The sequence below is a fragment of the Thermomicrobium sp. genome (assembly GCF_053493975.1).
The window spans coordinates 1-18,945 of record NZ_JBRBZA010000015.1 but is presented as its reverse complement, the minus strand read 5'-3'; the positions used below and the strand labels follow the sequence as shown (position 1 = coordinate 18,945).

The following is an 18,945-nucleotide window of genomic DNA, read 5'->3' as shown; positions in this document are numbered from 1 at the left end:
GATCAGTCATCGGCAGCAGGCATCGCCACCGGCTCAGCCAGCGGCAGGGGTCGCTGCTCACCCTCTCGCAGCACATGCTTGGCCACACCGATGAACGCCACGAAGAGCGGGTGCGGCCGGTTCGGTCGCGACTTGAATTCAGGATGGAACTGCACCCCGACGAACCACGGGTGATCGCGCAGCTCCATGATCTCGACGTACCGGCCGTCGGGAGATTGTCCACTCACGAGAAAACCTGCTGCCTCGAAGGCCTCCCGATAGGCATTGTTCACTTCCCAGCGATGGCGGTGTCGCTCGTAGACCAGCGGTTCCCCGTACGCGCGCCCTGCTTTGCTCTCCGGTACGAGCTGGCACGGATATCGTCCCAAACGCATCGTGCCCCCCATTTCGACCCCCCGCTGGTCGGGCATGAGGTCGATCACCGGGTGAGGCGTTTCCGGATCGATTTCCGTGCTGTTCGCTCCGCACAGTCCGAGGACGTTTCGGGCAAACTCGATCACTGCCATGTGTAGGCCATAGCACAGCCCGAGATAGGGGATCTCACGCTCCCTCGCGTAACGCGCCGCCAGCATCTTTCCTTCGACCCCGCGCGGGCCGAACCCTCCAGGCACCACGATGCCGTTCACATGGCGCAGTGCCGCCTCGATCTCGCGTCGTTCGGCCGTCGAGTTGACCCAAACGATCTCCACCGCCACATCATGCGCCAATCCTGCATGGCGCAAGGCCTCGACCACGCTCAAGTAGGCGTCGTGCAATTCGACATACTTCCCAACCAGCCCGATGCGGATACGCCGGCGCGGTGATTTCAACCGTTCCACCATCCGCTCCCAGTCGGCCAAATCAGGATCGCGATCTTCCCAACCGAGATGCTCCATGACGTATCGACCTAGCCCTGCTCGCTCCAGCATCAAGGGCACTTCGTAAATCGTCTCGGCCGTCGGCAACAAGATGACGGCATCCTCGTCCACATCGCCGAAGAGTGCGACTTTCGCCCGCACGTCGTCACCGACCGGATGATCAGTCCGGCAGATGATCACGTCCGGTTGGATCCCGATCGCGCGCAATTCCTTCACGCTGTGTTGGGTCGGCTTGGTCTTCACTTCGCCGGTACTCCCGATGTACGGCAAAAACGTGACATGGATATACAGCACGTTGCGGCGGCCTTCTTCGCGCCGCATCTGGCGAATCGCCTCCAAGAAGGGCTGTCCTTCGATATCGCCGACTGTGCCACCGACCTCCACGACGATGACATCCGGTCGGTGCAGCTCAGCTACTTGGCGGATGCGTGCCTTGATCTCGTTGGTGATGTGCGGAATCACCTGAACCGTGCCACCCAAATAATCGCCACGACGTTCCTTGGCGATCACCGCCGAATAGACCTGACCGGTCGTTACGTTGGATGCCCGACTCAAATTCTCGTCCGTGAACCGCTCGTAATGGCCAAGGTCGAGATCGGTCTCTGCGCCATCTTCAGTGACGAAGACTTCGCCATGCTGGTACGGCGACATCGTGCCCGGATCCACGTTCAAGTAGGGATCCAGCTTCATCAATGCCACCCGCAAGCCGCGGCTCTTGAGTAATCTCCCGATCGCAGCGGTGGTGATCCCCTTCCCGACCGATGAGACGACACCCCCCGTCACGAAGACGTACTTCGGCATCCGCACACCTCCCGCCAGCACTCTCCACCGTCAGGGATCGGGGACGAGCACCACCACTTCCACCGCCTCCCCGAACTCGCCCTTGCGCACGCTCAAGCTCTCTTGGGCCTTCCACTCGGTCATTCCCATCGCCCGCATGAACCGTTCCAGTGGGTCACGCTCCAAATCACCCTTCTCCGTCCGGTATTGGAGTGGCACGACGATGTGCGGCTCGATCTGTCCGACCACTTCGACCGCACGATCAGCATCCAGGGTGGTTCCCCCACCGACAGGAAGCAGCAAAACATCCACGTCGCTCAAGAGCTCAGCCTGCTCCTCGCTCAGCGGATGGCCGAGATCCCCGAGGTGACAGACCTGAACTCCATCCAAGTCCACAACGTAGACGGTATTCTTGCCGAATCGCTTCCCTCGCTCAGTATCGTGGTAGGTACGGATACCCGTGATGAAGGTCCCTTTGATCTCGTATTCTCCCGGCCCCTCGACCAACCGGTAACCGGGTCGGACCAATTCCAAATGGCGATGACCGGGATGAGGATGGCTCACGGTGACGATATCAGCGCGCTGCTTGGCTGGCACGTACCCGGTCTCCGGCCCGACCGGGTCCATGATCACCGTCACATCGCGTCCCCGCAGCCGGACACACGCATGCCCCAGCCACTTGATCTCAGCCATCGAGAACCGTCCGTTCGCACTGATACCGGCACAGGACGGAACTGCACGCGAGGGTTCCGCATCCACATCGGGACCCCAGTATACCGCGTGTCCGTTCACCCTCGCAACCGGTGCTCGGCTGCGGCTACCCAACCAGCGAGTGTCCGTCACGAGTCGAGCTCGCTCCACCACCAAAGCACTCGCTGTTGGCACGCTCGGAGGAAAGTGTCGCGCACGCGATGGCTCGACTCAGAGTGCTGGACGGGAAATCGAACGGAGAGAAGGACTCGTGCGCGAACCCGCTCCCTAGTCAATCAGCGAGCGGAAAATCGTCATCTCCCGCTTTTCCGGAAAACACTTTCCGCACCACGCGCCGGATAACAGACCAGGAAAATCCGCGGCGCTGCAGCAAGCCGATGACGCGGCGCTCCTGCGTCACCTGGTCATGGTGCTGCAAACGCCTCAGATGCTTCTGGGCCAGCGCCAGCGCCGCGCTGAACTCTTCCTCCGCATCCTGGGTCACGACCGCTTCGATCACGTCGTCAGAGATTCCCTTGGCGCGGAGTTCCTGACGCAGAGCTGCGATGCCTCGTGGACGACTCGTTCGCCGTTGCGCGACCCAGAACGCGACGAATGCACGATCGTCCAAGTAGCCGAGCGCTCGGAGTTTGGTCACCACCTCTTGGACGACGTCGTCCGAGAAGCGTTTCTGTCGCAGTCGGCGGGCAAGTTCCGCCTCACTCCGCGGGCGCGCTGCGAGCAATCGCAGTGCAGCCTCCATCGCTTCCTCGACGGCCGCCGCATGTTCCAAACGTGCTCGTCGCTCCGCCGTGAGAACTTCACCGGTTCGAACATCGAGTTCGCTGATCCGCAGGGCACTGAGCCGCAGCCACGGCACACCGTTCCGCTCGATGAGCAGCCGATCGGGTCGGCGACGGTCCGGTACGATCCGCGTTATCGCGTCTGTTTGCTCGCTCATCCGGTCCTCCACTCGGCAACGAGTCATCTGGCAGAGTTAGGCACGGGAGAATGTATCGGATGGGTACCTCGACGAACGTCTCGCGCCGTTCCCTGATTCGTGCCCGCTGGTTCGTCGCCGGTTTTCTCGGTTTGACTGCTTTGACGGCAGGGACGACTGTACTCGTGCTCGGTCTCGCTATCGCTGAACACGCTCGCAACGACGAGCGTGCACCCGCCGACGCGATCCTCGTCCTCGGTGCTGCCCAGTACAATGGTCGGCCGACCCGCGCCTTTCGCGCTCGTCTCGACCATGCTGCCGCACTCTTCCGTCAAGGATACGCCCCCACGATCGTCCTCGTCGGTGGGAAAGCCGACCGGGACTTCGAGAGCGAGGCTGAAGTGGGCGCCCGCTATCTCCGAGAGCAGAGCATTCCCGATGATGCTCTGCTCGTCGTTCCGGTAGGCCGCAATACCTGGCAAAGCATCGAGGCAGCAGCTCAGCCGCTTCGCGAGCGAGGAGTCCAGCGCCTTCTCGTCGTGAGCGATGGGTTCCACCTCTTCCGGAGCAAGCTCATGGCACGTTCCTTCGGTTTCCAGGTATACGGCAGCCCCGCGCCAGGCAGTCCGATCCGCCCTGGCTCGCCGCTCGAGCGCTGGTACATCGCACGCGAGGCGATCGCGACGCTGGCTTTCCTGCTGGGGCGCCGCTGACGAACGCTCAGTCCGCAGCGTCACTGACGACGAAGTTCACGAGCCGTCCGGGCACGTAGACCACTCGCTCGATGCGCTTCCCTGCCAAGTAGGCCTGCACGCGCTCGAGTTCGCGGGCTCGGGCCACCGCCTCGTCCTCACCGATCGCAGCCGGAACCAGCAGGCGATCGCGCACCCGTCCATTCACCTGAATCACCAGTTCGACTGTCTCCTCCGCCGCCAGTGCTGGATCGTACGCCGGCCAGGATTGCTGGTGCACGCTGTACGGCTTGCCGAGCCGCTGCCAAAGTTCTTCCGCCAGGTGCGGCGCTCCCGGCGCGAGCAGGAGGACGAGCGTCTCCAAGGCCTCCCGCCAGACCGGCATCCGCACGACTGTGGTCTCTCGCAAGCGCGACAACTCGTTCACGAGTTCCATCATCCGCGCGATTGCCGTATTGAAGCTGAACGTCTCGAAGTCGTCGGTCACCTGCTTGATCGTCCGGTGCACGAGCCGGCGCAAGGCGCGAGCTTGCTCGTCCTCCGCAGTGTCGACCGGCATATCGAGCGTTTCCGTCACGAGCGCCCATACACGCTGCAAGAAGCGCTGCACACCCGCGACCCCGCGCGAACTCCACGGGCCGCCCTGCGACCAAGGTCCGATGAACATGAGGTACAGTCGAACGGTATCTGCTCCCAACCGGGCCACGAGGTCATCGGGATCGACGACATTGCCACGGCTCTTGGACATCTTCTCGCCATCTTCGCCCAGAATGACACCGTGATTGAAGAGCCGGAGAAACGGCTCGCGATGATTCACCAATCCGAGGTCAGCGAGCGCCTTGGTCCAGAAGCGGCTGTAAAGCAGGTGCAGGATCGCGTGCTCGATCCCACCGGTATACTGATCGACTGGCGTCCAGTAGGCGACCTTATCAGGATCGAACGGCCGCTCGTTCTCGTGTGGACTCAGGTAGCGGTACCAGTACCATGACGAGTCCACGAAGGTATCCATCGTATCGGTTTCGCGCCGTGCCGGCGCACCACACTGTGGACAGGTTGTGTTCACGAAGGCCTCGTGGGTGATCAAGGGCGATTGCCCGGTAGGCATGAACGCTGCATCCTCCGGCAATAGCACAGGAAGCTGGTCCTCTGGGACCGGAACGATGCCGCAGTGATCACAATAGACGATCGGGATGGGCGTTCCCCAATAGCGCTGGCGCGAGATGAGCCAGTCACGCAACCGGTACGTCACCTCGCGTCGGCCCACTCCTCGCTCCTCGAGCCATGCGATGACGCGGCGGATCGCCTCGCCCCCCTCTGTCGGTGTACCGTCGAAGGGGCCAGAATTGACCATCACGCCCTCGCCGTCGTATGCCTCTTCCATGGTCGCCGGATCCAGTGTCCGGTCGCGCGGCTGGATCACGACCACGATCGGGAGGCCGAAGGCGCGTGCGAACTCGAAGTCACGCTGATCGTGCGCTGGCACCGCCATGATGGCCCCGGTGCCGTACTGCATGAGAACGTAATCGGCAATCCAGATGGGGATCCGCTGCTCGTTCACCGGATTGATCGCGTACGCACCGATGAAGACACCCGTCTTTTCACGTTCAGTCGAGGTTCGCTCGATATCGCTCCGCCGCCGCGCCTGATCGATGTACGCCTCGACTTCGGCTCGGCGCTCAGGGGTCGTCAGCTTTTGCACGAGTGGATGTTCTGGCGCCAACACCAGGAAGGTCGCTCCCCAGAGGGTGTCCGGGCGGGTCGTGAACACTTCGATCGGGTCCCCCTGCTCGGAGCGAAAGACGATCCGCGCACCCTCCGACCGGCCGATCCAGTTGCGCTGCATCGTGATGACGCGCTCAGGCCAGTCGATACCATCGAAACGCAGAAGCTCCTCAGCATACGCGGTGATGCGCAAGAACCACTGTTCGAGATCTCGCCGGTATACCTCGCTACTGCAGCGCTCGCAGCGTCCATCGATGACTTGCTCGTTGGCCAGCACCGTCTGGCATGTCGGGCACCACCAGACTGGCGCTTTGGCACGGTAGGCCAGACCACGCTTGTAGAACTGGAGGAAGAACCACTGGTTCCAGCGGTAATACTCGGGAAGACACGTGATCACTTCCTTGGACCAATCGAACATCCCGCCGAGCGAGCGCAGCTGCTTTTTCATGTGCGCGATGTTCTGCATGGTCCACACGCGGGGATGGATACCGTGTTTGATCGCCGCGTTCTCTGCCGGCAATCCGAAGGCGTCGAACCCGAATGGGAAGAGGACATTGTAACCACGCATTCGCTTGTAGCGAGCAGCTGCATCAGCAGGTGCGTAGGAGAACCAGTGGCCGATGTGCAAGTTTCCCGATGGATAGGGGAACATGACGAGGTGATACCACTTGGGACGAGTGGGATCCTCCTGCACGTTGGAGTAGATACCGGTTTCCTCCCAGATTTGCTGCCATTTGGGCTCGATCACTTGCGGTTCGTACCGCTCGGCCTGCCGGACCTCCTGCGTCGTTGCCATCGCTGCTCCTCCCGCGCCTCGGTCTCCTCGAACGGACAGCGGCCCGTCCACGAAGGGACGGGCCAGCCCGCGGTACCACCCTCCTTGACGCCACACCTGTGGCGTCCTCTCGTCCGTGCGCTAACGGGCACGACCCGGCGCTCGCTACCGCTTCTCGCGAACGCAGCTCGGAGGCGAGTTCGCGTGCCGCACACCGGTCGGGCTCACACTCTCCCCGACTCGCTCGTCGGCCGCTGCACGCTACTACTCCTCGTCGTCGCCTCTTTCGCGTCCATGACGACGACCGGTCTCACCTCGCGGTGGACCGGCCGATCCGCTCTCGTGGAGCTGAGGGGACTCGAACCCCTGACCCCAACGCTGCCAGCGTTGTGCTCTCCCACTGAGCTACAGCCCCGCGCCTTGGCTGGCGCACCCTGTAGTCTAGCATAGCCAGGGATCGCCCTGCAACGGGAGTGCGGTGCTCGGCCCTGTGCTCGTTTCTCTCCCCGACCAACGTTCACCCACGCTGGCTCGACTCCGACCCGATCACCCGGCACGCCGCTCCGTCTCAGCTCCTGCACTTTCGATGTGCGATGCTTGCTAGGAATCGCTCGACCATCACCCGTGCACCCGACGACCCTCTGTCACAGCGACAGGGGTAGCCTGACCTAGGCTCCACGTACCTGAGCGAGGCATACTTCCCGGGACAACGGGGGATCGGCGAGGAGACGAGATGGATCGACCGCTCCGCTTTCACATCGTGACGCTCGGGTGCTCGAAAAATCAGGTCGATTCCGAGGGCATGGCGCAGCGATTGATCGCGCGCGGGCTGCAGCCGACGGATGATCCGGACGAGGCCGCTGTGCTCGTCGTCAACACGTGCGGCTTCCTGGCAGCAGCTCGCGCCGAATCACGCGCGGCGATCGAGGAACTGACCGCACGCCGTCGTCCAGGCCAAGTCATCATCGCGGCCGGGTGCATGGTCTCGCTCGATCACCACCGGACAGAGCTGCCGCCCGATCTCGACGCGTACGTCTCTACACACGACTGGAACCGTATCGACACGGTGGTCGCTGACCTCCTCGGTCTACCGATCCCCAGCGTGCGCGAGAGCACGCGGGATCTGCCGTCCTTTCCGCGCCTGCCCGTGAGACGGCCGAGCGCGTACGTCAAGATCGCCGATGGGTGCGATCACCGATGTTCGTTTTGTGCCATTCCGCTTATCAAAGGGAACCAGCGGAGCAAGCGTCCCTCCGAGATCGTCCGAGAGATCCAGGAACTCGTGAACGCGGGTACCAAGGAGGTCATCCTCGTTGCCCAAGACACGATCCGTTATGGGGCAGACTTGGGTCTCCGGAACGCGCTGCCGGACCTGCTTCGCTCGATCGCAGAGCACGTCCCCGAACTGCCCTGGCTCCGCCTCTTGTACCTCTATCCGAGTCCACTCCTCTTCCGGCTCATCGACACCATGGCTGAACTGCAGCCGTGTGTACCGTATCTCGATATTCCGCTCCAACACGCCGATCCCGCGATTCTCCGCCGCATGATGCGACCGAGCGACCCCGATTTCTATCGCCGGCTCGTCGCCTACGCGCGGGAACGCCTGCCGGACGTCGCTCTCCGGACGACCTTCATCGTCGGCTTTCCCGGTGAAACTGACGAGCAGTTCCAGCGACTCTATGATTTCGTCGCCGAGATGGAGTTCGACCACGTCGGTGTCTTCGTCTATTCCCGCGAGCAACCGACGCCGAGTGCCCGCTTGGAGGACCCGGTTCCACCAGAGGTCGCCGAAGAGCGACGGGCCGCACTCATGGAACTCCAGCAGCGCATCTCGTGGGCCAAGAACAAGGCGCTCGTCGGGAAGATCCTCCCCATCCTCGTCGAAGGCGCTGGCGAAGTCGAAGACGAGAGGGGAAACCGCGCTCCCCTCTCGGCTGGTCGGGCCGCGCGCCACGCTCCCGAGGTCGACGGGCTCGTCTTCGTTCCTGACGAACTGCCAGTGGGTGAGTTCGTGACTGTCCGCATTACCCAGGCTGAGCCGTATGACCTCTGGGCTGAACCACTCGCTCAGGCGAGGAGACGTCGGGCAACGAGCCGCGGGCGTCCACGCTTTCCTCGCCAGACGGGACTGAAAACGAGCCATTGATCGGGCGCTTCCCGAATGGCCCCCTCCAGTTGCCGAACGAGTGCCTCGAGAGCGACGGTTAGATCCTGTTCGCGATTCGCCGTGCGTGCGACGCGGAGCGGCTCTCCCCAGCGGATCCGGTATCCATTCGCGGCACGATAACAGAAGACGGGCGCGATGGGACAGTTCAGGCGACGAGCGAGCCGCAGCGGAGCATCCGGCAAGGTCGTCGGCCTCCCGAAGAAGTGAACTTGCTGTCCGTTTCCCGTCACATCGCGATCGACCAGAAAGACGACCGGTCTGCCGGCGAGGAGTGCTCGCCGCACGCGGAAGAGTCCGGCAGGCGTCGGCGGCACCAGTTCGATGCCCGAGACACCGCGCAACCAGCGCATCAGCCGGTCGACCCACCACGGACGCATCGGAGCAGCCATACTGACCAGGCGGAGACCATGAGCGGAGACGAGCGTGGCGGCCACGACGTCGAACGGGCCCAGATGCGCCGAGACGAAGATGACTGGTGAATTGGAAAGCGCGGCCGGAACCTCTTCCAGTACGGTCACCGGTCGCCACCGAGCGCCTGTCAGGCGGAGAACGAGGAGCGCGGCGATGTTCCGGGCACTCGCCTGGAAGGCTCGCCGTGCTGCCGACCGCACACTACCACTGTCCGCTGGCAACCCGAGCACATGGGCCAAGTTCGCACAGAGATCCTCGCAGCGCGAGCGCCACAGCAGGTACGCAGCTTCTCCGATGCGATCGACCACCCAACAGGCCGCACGCTCCAAGAGAGGAAGACACGACGCATGGCCGAAACGATCGCCCGGCATGCGTTCACCGCTCAGCCCCATCGTCGGTCACGAGCGAATTCTTCCCGCGTCCAGCCGAGGTAGGGCCACGCATCGACGATGACCGGCAGTCCTCGGACGACTGTCAACGCCAGTGTGAGATACACGCTCAGCCACCCACCGACCAGAAAGACCGGTTCGACGAAGAGTCGGTCGATGATCGGGAACTCCGCACGTCCCGACGCGACTGCACCAGCGAGAAACAGGAATGCCACCAACTTGGCCGTACCGTACAGCGCCCGCATGAACCGCGAAGCAGTCAGGAAACGAGTGATCGACGTGCGTGCCATGGAGCGCTCACCAAAAGGCGTGCGCCCGGCTTGCAGCGCGACACTGCGCAGTCCATCGACGAGGAAACCGCGCGTCAGCACGAGAAGCGGTGCCCAAACGCCGATCACGCCGAGATCGGCGAAGACCACCCACAGCGCGTTTTCCACCACGCGATCGCCAGCGATATCGAAGACCGCGCCGAATACCGTCTCTCGCCCACGCCGGCGCGCGACGATCCCATCCAGTGCATCCGCCACGAAGACGACGAGCAAGATGACGACGGCGAGACCGAGCGTCCACACCCGCTGTGTATAGAGCATGCCGATGCCGAGGAAGAGGAGAGCGATGCGCCCAGCGGTGATCGCGTTCGCCACGATCCAGCCCCTGTCCCTTGTCTTCAGAACGTGATCACCAGGAGAGCGATCCAGACGAGGATCAGCACGACGATCGTCCCCCCGAGCAGCAGCCAGGCCGCGAATCGTTCGAGCGACCCAGCCAGGACGGCGAGTGTCACATTGGCGAAGACCACGATGGTCGCGACGATCGGCAAAACCCACACGTCCCGGCGAGTTCCGATGCGATCCGGCAGGCCGGCAGCGTTCCAATGCAGAACGAGCATCTCCGGTAACCGCGAGGACTGCACGAGTAGGAAGACGAACTGACTCGCGAGCAAGAGGAGCACGAGGCCGAGCAAAACGAGCGAGAGCGGATCCCGACCCAAGCTCGGCACCAACGCCCCGAGAGCTCGGCCGCGTGCCTCCTTTCTGGCCTCGCTCAGCGTCGGAAAGGCAGCAGTCCAGCCAGCAGCAGCGAGGTCATCGCGACCAGCGATCGCGGCACTGTCGATTTCCGAACCATGTCGACGACGCGCCAGTGCGAGCTGATCGAGGAACGCGACTGGCTGGGCGGGCGAAATCGCCCAATGACCAGAATCCGTCGAAAGGAGCAGCTGGCGACTGACCGGCTGCGTGGCCACGACTCGTACAGGTCCCAACGGTGTCCGCAGGCGTCCCACATAATAGCCGGGCCAGAAGGGCTGCCAGTTCGGGATCGAGCTGCCGAGCACCGCCGCTGCTGGCCCGGCATAGGTGAGACGATCGATGCGAACCTCATCGACTCGACCACCCCAACGAATGCGAACCGTTTCGCCCGTCACGTCATACCCGATCGAGAAATACCCGATGACCAAGTAAACGAGCAAAACGGTTGTCGCCCCGCTGATCAAGAAAACCAGCCAGAGGACCTGGTGGCTTAGAGTCGACGGTGTCACACCGAGCAGGCCAAGGAGAGCAAGGACGGTCGTGGCGGCGAAGAAGATCACCAGAGCGAGCCCGATCATCCCACCTGCTGATGGAGCAGCCCGCGCGCGGTACCTCACCGATGCTCGCCCCTGCATTCCGCGGGCCTCCTCGCGTCCCATGTCGAGCAGCCAGCCAGACGATGCTCGCTCAGCCATTATGGCAGTGGCGTCGCGGTCGGCGATACCTCCACGGTCGGTGTTTCCGGCACGGTCGTTGGGGTGGGAGTCGGGGTCGGAGTCGGCGGCGCGTCCGGTGGAGCCACGAACGGCTGGACAGCTGGCGTCGGTAGCGGAGTCAACCCGAGATGCCAGCGAATCGTCGAGGTTCGGCGTTGCTCGTCGAGCCAGCGGCTCAAGGCTTGCCCACGCATCGCCTGCAGCATGCGGGCGCTCACGGGTCGATCAGGATCGCGCTCCAGCACCTTGACGACGTGCCACCCATACTCGGTCTGCACCGGGCCGCCGATCTCTCCGGGCACGAGAGCAAAGGCCACCTCGTCGAACGCGCTCGGCATATAGCCGCGCGGCAACCATCCCAGGTCTCCGCCATTCGGTGCAGTCTCGCTGTCGATCGATCGCTCGCGAGCCATCGTCGCGAAGTCAGCGCCACCCCGGATATCGGCCAGCGCCTGCTCTGCCGCCTCGCGCGTCGCCAGCAAAATGTGTGCAGCGTGGATCTGCTCGGCTCGCAGAGGAATCCGCTCTTCCAGGACACGCTGCACTTTCTCCCGTGCCAGCATCGGCCGCACGACCAATCGCTGGAAGTCGGACAGCGAGAGGCCAGCTCGCTCGAGCACGTTCTTCTGATACTCCCCCATGAGCGCTGTCGCTGTCGCGCGCGCCTCCTCGGGCGAGACCGTCGGCGTCGGTGTCGGCGTTTCACTCGGTGTCGGGGTCGCGGTCGCCGGCGGCGTCGGAGTGTCCGCGGGCTCCGGGGTCGATGCCGGAAGCGGGGTCGGCGTGACAGCGGCTGTCGCCGTAGCCCAGACCGCAGCGGTCGGATCGATCCCGAGCGTCGGCGTCGGCGTGAGCAAGGGAACACTGCTGAACAGGCTGACCGTATACTCCTCGACCTCTCGCTCGTCGAGCACAACCCCGAGTTGACTCATGCGCTGGAGTACCAGACGGTCACCGATCATCTGCTCGACCGTTGCCTGATTGATCGGATCGCTCTCCACGGTCTGCAGCTGCTCGCGAGCCTGGTCAGCGAGCTGTTGGTACTGGACACTCTGCTGACCGCTCATGAGATCAGCGAGCTGCTGGTATTGACTGATCTGATTCAGGAGTTCCAGGCGCCGCATCTTCCAGTAGTCGGCGCGGGTGATCGGCTCACCGTTGACTTCGACAACGACTTGGCGCGGCAGGTACCAATACTGGTAGATCGCTCCGCCGCCGAGCAACCCAGCGACGAGCAGCAGCACGACCGACACACCGATGACCGCGGCCCGCTCCTGTACCCGTTCCCGCTCGCGACGAGGAACCCGCCGACGCGTTCGCTCCCGGCGATCCCCCCATCGGCGGGGAAAGAGCCGCCTCACCCGCTCGAGCATCTCGCACCTCGCAGCGTTCCTGCCTCGACGCGACCCTCGAAGAGGAGTCAGCTGACCAACGTTATCGTTCCGGTACGAAGGGCAGGAGCGCAAGATGCCGTGCTCGCTTGATGGCACGCGCCAGCTGCCGCTGATGCTTGGCACATGTTCCCGTTGCGCGACGCGGCTCGATCTTCGCCTGCGGGGACAGGTACCGGCGGAGACGACCAAAGTCCTTGTAGTCTATCTTCTTGATACCATCCATGCAGAAGGAGCAGACCTTTTTGCGCGGATAGTAGCGAGTCGCTGCCGAGCGAGCGGGGCGCGCGGGCTCTCCGCTCACTTCCGCAGCTTGCTCCGTCGCACCATTATCCGCCGTCATCGCTTCGAGTTCTTCGGCCATCGTTCCCTCACTCCTCGAACGGTCTCAAAACGGAACCTGATCGTTCCACGGATCATCATCCAGTGGGAAGTCCGCATTCACATCGGGAAGTACCGGTTCTTCTTCGACCATACCTGGCGACACCGCGGCTGGTGCCTCCGGCGCACGCGGGCTCAGCAGCAGCAGATCGCGGGCGATCACCTCGACGACGGTCCGCTCGACCCCGTCGTTCCCAGTGTAGCGCCGGATGCGGAGCCGGCCAGCAACATACACCTTGGTGCCCTTGCGGATGTACTGGTCAGCGATCTCCGCCAACCGGTTCCAACAGATCACCCGAAACCAATCGGTTTCCTCGACCGGCTGTCCGCCTTCGCCACTGCGGCGCATTGAGTTGACTGCAAGCGAAAACTCCGTGACCGGAGCCCCTGCCGGTGTATACCGCATCTCGGGGTCGCGGCCGACATTCCCGATGAGTTCGATTCGATTGAGTCCGCGAGACATCGCACACCCCCGGGCTCCGGTCCAGGCCGGACCACTCATTCGTCCAGACGAACTATCAGATGCCGTAGAACTTGCTCGTTCAACCGCAGCTCCCGCTCGATCTCCCGAACCATGCGCGGTGGGCAGATGAGCTGGAAGAGGACATAGAACGCTTCCTGAAACTTCCGAATCGGGTACGCCAGCCGACGGCGTCCCCACGGCGTATCGCGCTTCTCGAACGTGATCGTCCCACCTTGCTCGACAACCGTGTTTCGAATCCGCTCGAGAGCTGCTTCCAACCGATCGTCAGCCAGATCGGGCCGAAGAAGCACCATCAGCTCGTACGGGCGAGGTTCAGGCTCATAGCGCGGCAACGTTCCTCTCCTTTCCTCGGGTTCGCGCTGGACGCAACGACCGGACCGTTGCCGTATCCGGATGGTCGCAGCGCGGAAAGGACGACATCCAACACGACGCGGCCCCAGGACCGCGAGCAAGGCGAGTATACCAGACGAGCCCTGGAGCGATGCTCCAGGGCCCATGCCACGAGAAAGCCCGGCTCACTCCGCGCTCACGCCGCTCGTGTCTCGAACTGCTGCACGACAGCTGGTCGCCGTGCTTGATTGATCACCCAGTCGACGAGGACTGCGACCAGCGAACCGACCGCCGCATGAATCAAGTGGATACCGCCGAAAGCCGGTCCGAACGCCGGGAGCTGTTCGGCGATCCAGATCCCGAGAAACGGATAGGCCGCAACGCGCCACACCCGCTCCGGCAAACGACCGGGCAGAAGATCGTACCAGAGGACACCGAACCCATAGCTCAGCGCCAGCATCAGCAAGAAGGTCCCGATCTCCATGGCTCACCTCCGTTTCCCCTCGTCGGAGGCCGGGCTCTCTCGTTATGCTTTGACAAGAAAGAGTATAGTCCGGGCTGCGATGTCGCGCAACGCGACTCCACTGCTGCCGATTGCTGAACACGCACCGCAGGACCGCAGTCGAGCGCGTCGAGCACCGAGCGCTATGGCTCCGGACGGGGGATCGCTCCCGTTCACCGACACCGAAGGCAAGTAGAAACACAGGAAATCGTGCGGTTCCTCACTCGTGATGGCTAGAAATCGCTTCGGACGCGGTCACCGGACCGCGTTCGTCGGTGCGGAGAATTTGTGCTCCTCGCCGATCGATCGGTAGCACGAGTGCTTCCCCACCCATCGCGCGTCGCGCCATGAGGTCAGCGAACGCCCTCTGCACCACCGGCGCTCGCTCCGGAGAGCAGAACGCGAGTACCGATGGTCCCGCCCCTGACAGCGCTGCACCGTAGGCGCCAGCCACCAGTGCCTGATCGATCGCCTCCTCGAGATGCGGGTACAAGACCGCGCGATAGGGTTGATGCAGCTCGTCAGCCATCGCTGTCCGCAAAAGATCCGGCTGTCCGGTCGCCAGAGCCAAGACCAATAAAGCGGTACGCGCTGCTGTCCGCACAGCAGTGACTCGGCGCACCCGTCGCGGCAGGACGGCACGCGCATCGCTCGTGTAGCCGAGAGCATCCGGTATCAAGACGACCGCCACGAGCGGAAAATCCACCGGTACCGCAACGGCCCGCGGCCCTTCCTCGTCATCGACCGCGAGCACGACCCCGCCGAAGAGCGCTGCACCGACGTTGTCGCCATGACCTTCGAGCTCGCACGCCATGCGGAACAATGCCGAGCGCCCGAGTGGCTCCCCGCACAGGTGATTGGCGAGCACCAATCCAGCCACGATCGCGGCCGCCGAACTCCCCAAACCCCGAGCCACGGGAATGTCAGATTCGACAGTGAGTGTGCCGCCAGGGAGCGAACGAGCAGTACATGACGCGTAATAGCGCATCGCCTCGGCGACGAGGTTGCGCCCGCCGCGGAGTTCTGGTCGAACGATCACCCGAAGCTCGCCGCTCGTCTCGTCTGGCTCGTAGCGAGCCCAGAGATAGCGGCCGAGGGCCACCGCCAGCACGTCGAAACCGGGGCCGAGATTAGCACTCGAAGCAGGGACACGCACTTCACAACGCACGAGCCAATACTCCTGCCAATGCGTCGAGAGTAGGCTCGATCGTCACCGGCCGGTTCGCGAGAGATCGTGGAGGATCCCCGAGATGATAAGCCAACACCGCATCCGGATCCTTCAAGACATGACCAGTGAGAATGGCCACCACCCGATCACCCGGCCGAATGACCCCACGTGCCACGAGCTTGCGGACGCCGGCGACCGAGGCAGCTGACGCCGGTTCGCAACCGATCCCCGTTCGATCGACGCGTGCCTTCGCTTCCAGGATCTCCTCGTCGCTGACCGTGTCCACGAGACCGTCGGTCAGCTCGATCGCGCGGCGAGCGCGTTCGTAACTCACCGGGTTTCCGATCCGGATCGCCGTCGCGACCGTCTCAGCGGCAACGGGACGAAACTCCCGGAATCCGCTCCGGTATGCTGCGTAAAACGGCGCCGCTCCCGCCGCTTGGATCACTGCCAGACGCGGCAGCCGCTCGATCCATCCCCAGTCGCGCAACTGAGCCAGTGCCGCTCCAAAGGCCGCCGTGTTGCCGAGATTTCCACCAGGCAGCACGATCCAGTCCGGGACACTCCACCCGAGCTGATGCAACAGCTCGAACACGATCGTCTTTTGCCCCTCCAAGCGGAACGGGTTCACCGAATTGAGGAGGTAGAGCCCCAGTTCCCGACTCGCCTCCTCGACCAGGCGCATGGCGGCATCGAAGTCGCCCTCCACCTGGACGATCCGTGCTCCATACGCGATCGCCTGGCCCAACTTCCCCGCCGCGATCTTTCCCGCAGGGAGGAATACCACGCTGGGAAGACCGGCCAGAGCTGCATAGGCCGCAACCGAGGCGGCCGTGTTGCCAGTCGAGGCACAGGCCACTGCCTGAGCACCGATCCACCGCGCATGGGAAATCGCGACCGTCATCCCCCGGTCCTTGAACGAGCCGGTCGGATTTTCCCCCTCGTGCTTGAGCAACAGCTCGTTACACCCCGTCCAGTCCGTGAGCTGGGGATGCCGGTACAGAGCCGTATTGCCTTCCGGACGCGTCACGATGGCGGCAGCTGGCAGGGGCGGCAGCAACTCCCGATACCGCCAGACGCCGCTCCGATCGAGCGCCTGCCAACTCGCCAAGCGGACATCGAAGATGGCTCGCTCGAGCGCCTCCGGGCGAGGGAATTCCACATGGAGGAGCCCACCACATGAGCAGCGCCCCGGTGATCCGGCAGGCTCCAAGCTCGCACCACAGCGATCACAGACGAGAGTCATCTGAGCGAGCGCACCCACCGTTTCGCTCCGGGCGCTCGCCTGACCACGCGTCGTCATGCTACCCCTCAGATCGCGAACATGCGCCGTGGATCGAGCGCGTCCCGGAGTCCATCACCGACGTAGTTGATGCTCAGCACGGTCAGGAAAATCGCCGCACCGGGGAAGAGAACCATCCATGGCGCGAACTCGATCCAATTGATTCCATCGTACAGCATGCGGCCCCACGTCGGGATGTCAGGCGGGAAACCGAGTCCGAGGAAGGAGAGGGCCGACTCGGTGATGATCGCTTGTGCGACGCCGAGCGTCGCCGCCACGATCACTGGGCTGAGCGTGTTCGGCAAGATATGGCGGAAGATGATGCCGCCAGTTCCGACACCGATGCAGTGAGCGGCCTCGACGAATTCCTTCTGCTTGAGTGAGAGGAACGAGGCACGCACCAGTCGGGCCACCGGCATCCAGTTCAACCCGCCGATCACGAGAACGATCAGCAGAAACATACCGAGCTCGACGCCGAAGAGCGCCTTCATCCGATCCTGAAAGAGATACGTGATCAAGAGGAGAAGTGGCAAGGTCGGAATCGAGATGAACATATCGGTCATCCGCATCAAGAAAGAATCGAGGATTCCGCCGAAATATCCTGCGATCGCACCGATGAGAGTTCCCAGCGTCACCGCGACCAGCATGGCGACGATCCCGACGGCGATCGAGATCCGTCCGCCCCACAGGATACGCGCGAAGATATCATGCCCGAGATCGGTCGTACCGAAGGGATGTCGGAGCGAGGGCCCCTGGAGAGCTTCAGCCATATCGAACGTGTTCCAGGGTATGGGCCAGAGGAACGGGCCGATGATCGTGGCAACCACCATGAAGATCAGTACAATGCTACCAGCGAGCGCCAGCCGGTGGTGCCGAAACTGTCGCCACGCATCGCTCCAAAGCGAGCGCGGCTTGCGCGTCGGTAGTACCACGGGGGGCCCGACCGTGCGTGCCGCGGTCTCCAGCCTGTGCTGCTCGGTCACTTCGGACATCGCTTTACCCTCCGTCGCGGCCACTCACTCGTACTTGATTCGCGGATCGAGCACCCCGTACAAAATATCGGCGATCAGGTTGAACAAGACGACGAGCGCGGAGAAGATGATCGTGATCGCCATGATCACCGGTGTGTCGTTGTCGCGAATCGCGCTGATCAGGAGCGAGCCCATACCGGGAACACGGAAGATCTGTTCCGTGATGACCGCTCCAGTGAAGATGCCGGGAATGCTCAACGCAACGATCGTGACCACGGGAATCAGCGCATTGCGCATCGCATGTCGCATGATCACGACGCGTTCGCTCAACCCCTTGGCACGCGCCGTGCGCACGTAGTCTTGATGGATCGTCTCGAGCATGGCCGCTCGGGTATAACGCGTCAGCGCCGCAGTCTCGAACAGTCCCAGCACCGCGATCGGCATCAGTGCCTGCTTGATCCTCATCCATAACCCGGCCAGACCTTCGACCTCGATGGTCGTGCGATAGATCATCGGTAACCAACCCAGTTTCACGCTGAAGACGAGAATGAACAGGATACCGGTCACGAAGGTGGGAAGCGAAAAGCCGATGAACGCTAAAGTCGTCGCGATGTTGTCGAAGATCGAGTACTGCCGGACGGCCGAGAGGACCCCGACCGGTATCGCGATGAGAACCGACACCAGGTAGGCCGTGCCGATCACGTAGAGCGTGGTCGGCAGACGCTGGCGAATGAGATCGCTCACCGGCGACTTGGAGCGGAACGAATATCCGAAGTCGCCGCGCAGCATCGACGACGCCCATTTGACGTAGCGAACCGGTATGGGGTCGTCCAAGCCCATGCTCTGCCGGATCCGTTGGCGCACCTCGGGCGGCACCGCCGGGTTCATCGCCAACTCGGAGAGTGGATCACCGGGCGCCAGCGCCAGAATCGTGAAGATGACGATGCTGATCGCGACGAGGGTCGGAATCGAGATCAAGATCCGCCGGATCAGATACTGCGTCATCCTGCGCTCCTCACCCCTGCCAGAGAAAAAGGGGACGGGGCACGCTCATCCCGTCCCCACCGCCCTCGCTAGCTCGACCGTCGCCAGTTCGCGATGTTCCAGGTCTCGTCGGTCCAGCGGGAGAGTTCCAAGCCGGTCAAATCCTTCTTGCGACCGCTCACGCTGTTCCGGTGCACCAACGGTATGACCACCACGTTGTTCACCACCAGATCGTTCATCTTGATGAAAAGCTCTTCCTGTTTCTTCGGATCGAGCTCGACC

General features: G+C 63.2%; 18 protein-coding genes, 1 tRNA gene, 1 pseudogene and 1 other annotated feature. Of the genes and pseudogenes, 2 read left to right on the top strand and 18 right to left on the bottom strand.

What is annotated here, in order from left to right; genetic code table 11:
* Positions 1–2: 2 nt before the first annotated feature.
* The 3 genes from ACWIVK_RS03155 to ACWIVK_RS03145 form a co-directional block, all read right to left on the bottom strand.
* Positions 3–1,658, bottom strand: a complete 1,656-nt coding sequence (locus ACWIVK_RS03155; protein ID WP_448575102.1) for a CTP synthase — start codon at positions 1,656–1,658, stop codon at positions 3–5.
* 30 nt (positions 1,659–1,688) lie between these two features.
* Positions 1,689–2,330, bottom strand: a complete 642-nt coding sequence (locus tag ACWIVK_RS03150; protein WP_448575101.1) for an MBL fold metallo-hydrolase — start codon at positions 2,328–2,330, stop codon at positions 1,689–1,691.
* A gap of 289 nt (positions 2,331–2,619) precedes the next feature.
* On the bottom strand, positions 2,620–3,288 hold the full coding sequence (locus ACWIVK_RS03145; protein WP_448575100.1) for a regulatory protein RecX: 669 nt from the start codon (positions 3,286–3,288) through the stop codon (positions 2,620–2,622).
* Positions 3,289–3,347: 59 nt separating this feature from the next.
* Here ACWIVK_RS03145 and ACWIVK_RS03140 point away from each other — a divergent pair, with 59 nt between their 5' ends.
* The gene (locus ACWIVK_RS03140) at positions 3,348–3,980 is read left to right on the top strand and encodes a YdcF family protein (protein ID WP_448575099.1); all 633 of its coding nucleotides are present in this window, start codon (positions 3,348–3,350) and stop codon (positions 3,978–3,980) included.
* 7 nt (positions 3,981–3,987) lie between these two features.
* Here ACWIVK_RS03140 and leuS read toward each other — a convergent pair whose 3' ends face one another.
* Together leuS and ACWIVK_RS03130 are read right to left on the bottom strand one after the other, a co-directional pair.
* A complete protein-coding gene (gene leuS / locus ACWIVK_RS03135) occupies positions 3,988–6,477 on the bottom strand; it encodes a leucine--tRNA ligase (protein ID WP_448575098.1) in 2,490 nt (829 codons plus the stop codon).
* A gap of 50 nt (positions 6,478–6,527) precedes the next feature.
* Positions 6,528–6,743, bottom strand: a binding site (T-box leader).
* 56 nt (positions 6,744–6,799) lie between these two features.
* A tRNA-Ala gene (locus ACWIVK_RS03130) sits at positions 6,800–6,871 on the bottom strand.
* Between the two features lie 318 nt (positions 6,872–7,189).
* Here ACWIVK_RS03130 and rimO point away from each other — a divergent pair.
* Positions 7,190–8,602: a 30S ribosomal protein S12 methylthiotransferase RimO gene (gene rimO, locus ACWIVK_RS03125; RefSeq protein WP_448575097.1), complete on the top strand. Its 1,413-nt coding sequence runs from the start codon at positions 7,190–7,192 to the stop codon at positions 8,600–8,602.
* Here rimO and ACWIVK_RS03120 read toward each other — a convergent pair.
* The 13 genes and pseudogenes from ACWIVK_RS03120 to ACWIVK_RS03060 form a co-directional block, all read right to left on the bottom strand.
* Positions 8,524–9,405, bottom strand: a complete 882-nt coding sequence (locus ACWIVK_RS03120) for a lysophospholipid acyltransferase family protein (protein WP_448575095.1) — start codon at positions 9,403–9,405, stop codon at positions 8,524–8,526. The genes rimO and ACWIVK_RS03120 overlap by 79 nt on opposite strands.
* An 11-nt stretch (positions 9,406–9,416) precedes the next feature.
* Positions 9,417–10,067 (bottom strand): CDP-alcohol phosphatidyltransferase family protein, encoded by a 651-nt coding sequence (locus ACWIVK_RS03115; RefSeq protein WP_448575094.1) that lies wholly within the window; start codon positions 10,065–10,067, stop codon positions 9,417–9,419.
* A 23-nt stretch (positions 10,068–10,090) separates the two neighbouring features.
* Complete coding sequence (locus ACWIVK_RS03110; RefSeq protein ID WP_448575092.1) at positions 10,091–11,089, bottom strand: DUF1648 domain-containing protein; 999 nt, start codon at positions 11,087–11,089, stop codon at positions 10,091–10,093.
* Positions 11,090–11,148: 59 nt separating this feature from the next.
* Positions 11,149–12,543, bottom strand: a complete 1,395-nt coding sequence (locus tag ACWIVK_RS03105) for a peptidylprolyl isomerase (RefSeq protein WP_448575091.1) — start codon at positions 12,541–12,543, stop codon at positions 11,149–11,151.
* Between the two features lie 61 nt (positions 12,544–12,604).
* Positions 12,605–12,925, bottom strand: a complete 321-nt coding sequence (rpsR, locus tag ACWIVK_RS03100) for a 30S ribosomal protein S18 (protein WP_448575090.1) — start codon at positions 12,923–12,925, stop codon at positions 12,605–12,607.
* A gap of 24 nt (positions 12,926–12,949) precedes the next feature.
* Complete coding sequence (locus ACWIVK_RS03095) at positions 12,950–13,405, bottom strand: single-stranded DNA-binding protein (RefSeq protein WP_448575089.1); 456 nt, start codon at positions 13,403–13,405, stop codon at positions 12,950–12,952.
* Between the two features lie 35 nt (positions 13,406–13,440).
* Positions 13,441–13,758, bottom strand: coding sequence for a 30S ribosomal protein S6 (gene rpsF / locus ACWIVK_RS03090; RefSeq protein ID WP_448575088.1), 318 nt, complete (start codon positions 13,756–13,758; stop codon positions 13,441–13,443).
* Between the two features lie 194 nt (positions 13,759–13,952).
* Positions 13,953–14,240, bottom strand: coding sequence for a hypothetical protein (locus ACWIVK_RS03085; protein ID WP_448575087.1), 288 nt, complete (start codon positions 14,238–14,240; stop codon positions 13,953–13,955).
* A 238-nt stretch (positions 14,241–14,478) separates the two neighbouring features.
* Positions 14,479–15,426 (bottom strand): homoserine kinase, encoded by a 948-nt coding sequence (thrB, locus tag ACWIVK_RS03080; RefSeq protein ID WP_448575086.1) that lies wholly within the window; start codon positions 15,424–15,426, stop codon positions 14,479–14,481.
* Positions 15,416–16,729, bottom strand: a complete 1,314-nt coding sequence (gene thrC, locus ACWIVK_RS03075) for a threonine synthase (protein WP_448575085.1) — start codon at positions 16,727–16,729, stop codon at positions 15,416–15,418. The genes thrB and thrC overlap by 11 nt, the downstream gene beginning before the upstream one ends.
* Before the next feature lie 8 nt (positions 16,730–16,737).
* Positions 16,738–17,700 carry an ABC transporter permease gene (locus ACWIVK_RS03070; RefSeq protein WP_448575084.1) on the bottom strand — a complete coding sequence of 321 codons (963 nt, stop codon included), beginning with the start codon at positions 17,698–17,700 and terminating at the stop codon, positions 16,738–16,740.
* Between the two features lie 24 nt (positions 17,701–17,724).
* Positions 17,725–18,684, bottom strand: coding sequence for an ABC transporter permease (locus ACWIVK_RS03065; RefSeq protein ID WP_448575083.1), 960 nt, complete (start codon positions 18,682–18,684; stop codon positions 17,725–17,727).
* A gap of 68 nt (positions 18,685–18,752) precedes the next feature.
* Positions 18,753–18,945 (bottom strand): annotated as a pseudogene (locus tag ACWIVK_RS03060) (peptide ABC transporter substrate-binding protein); the annotation flags it as partial.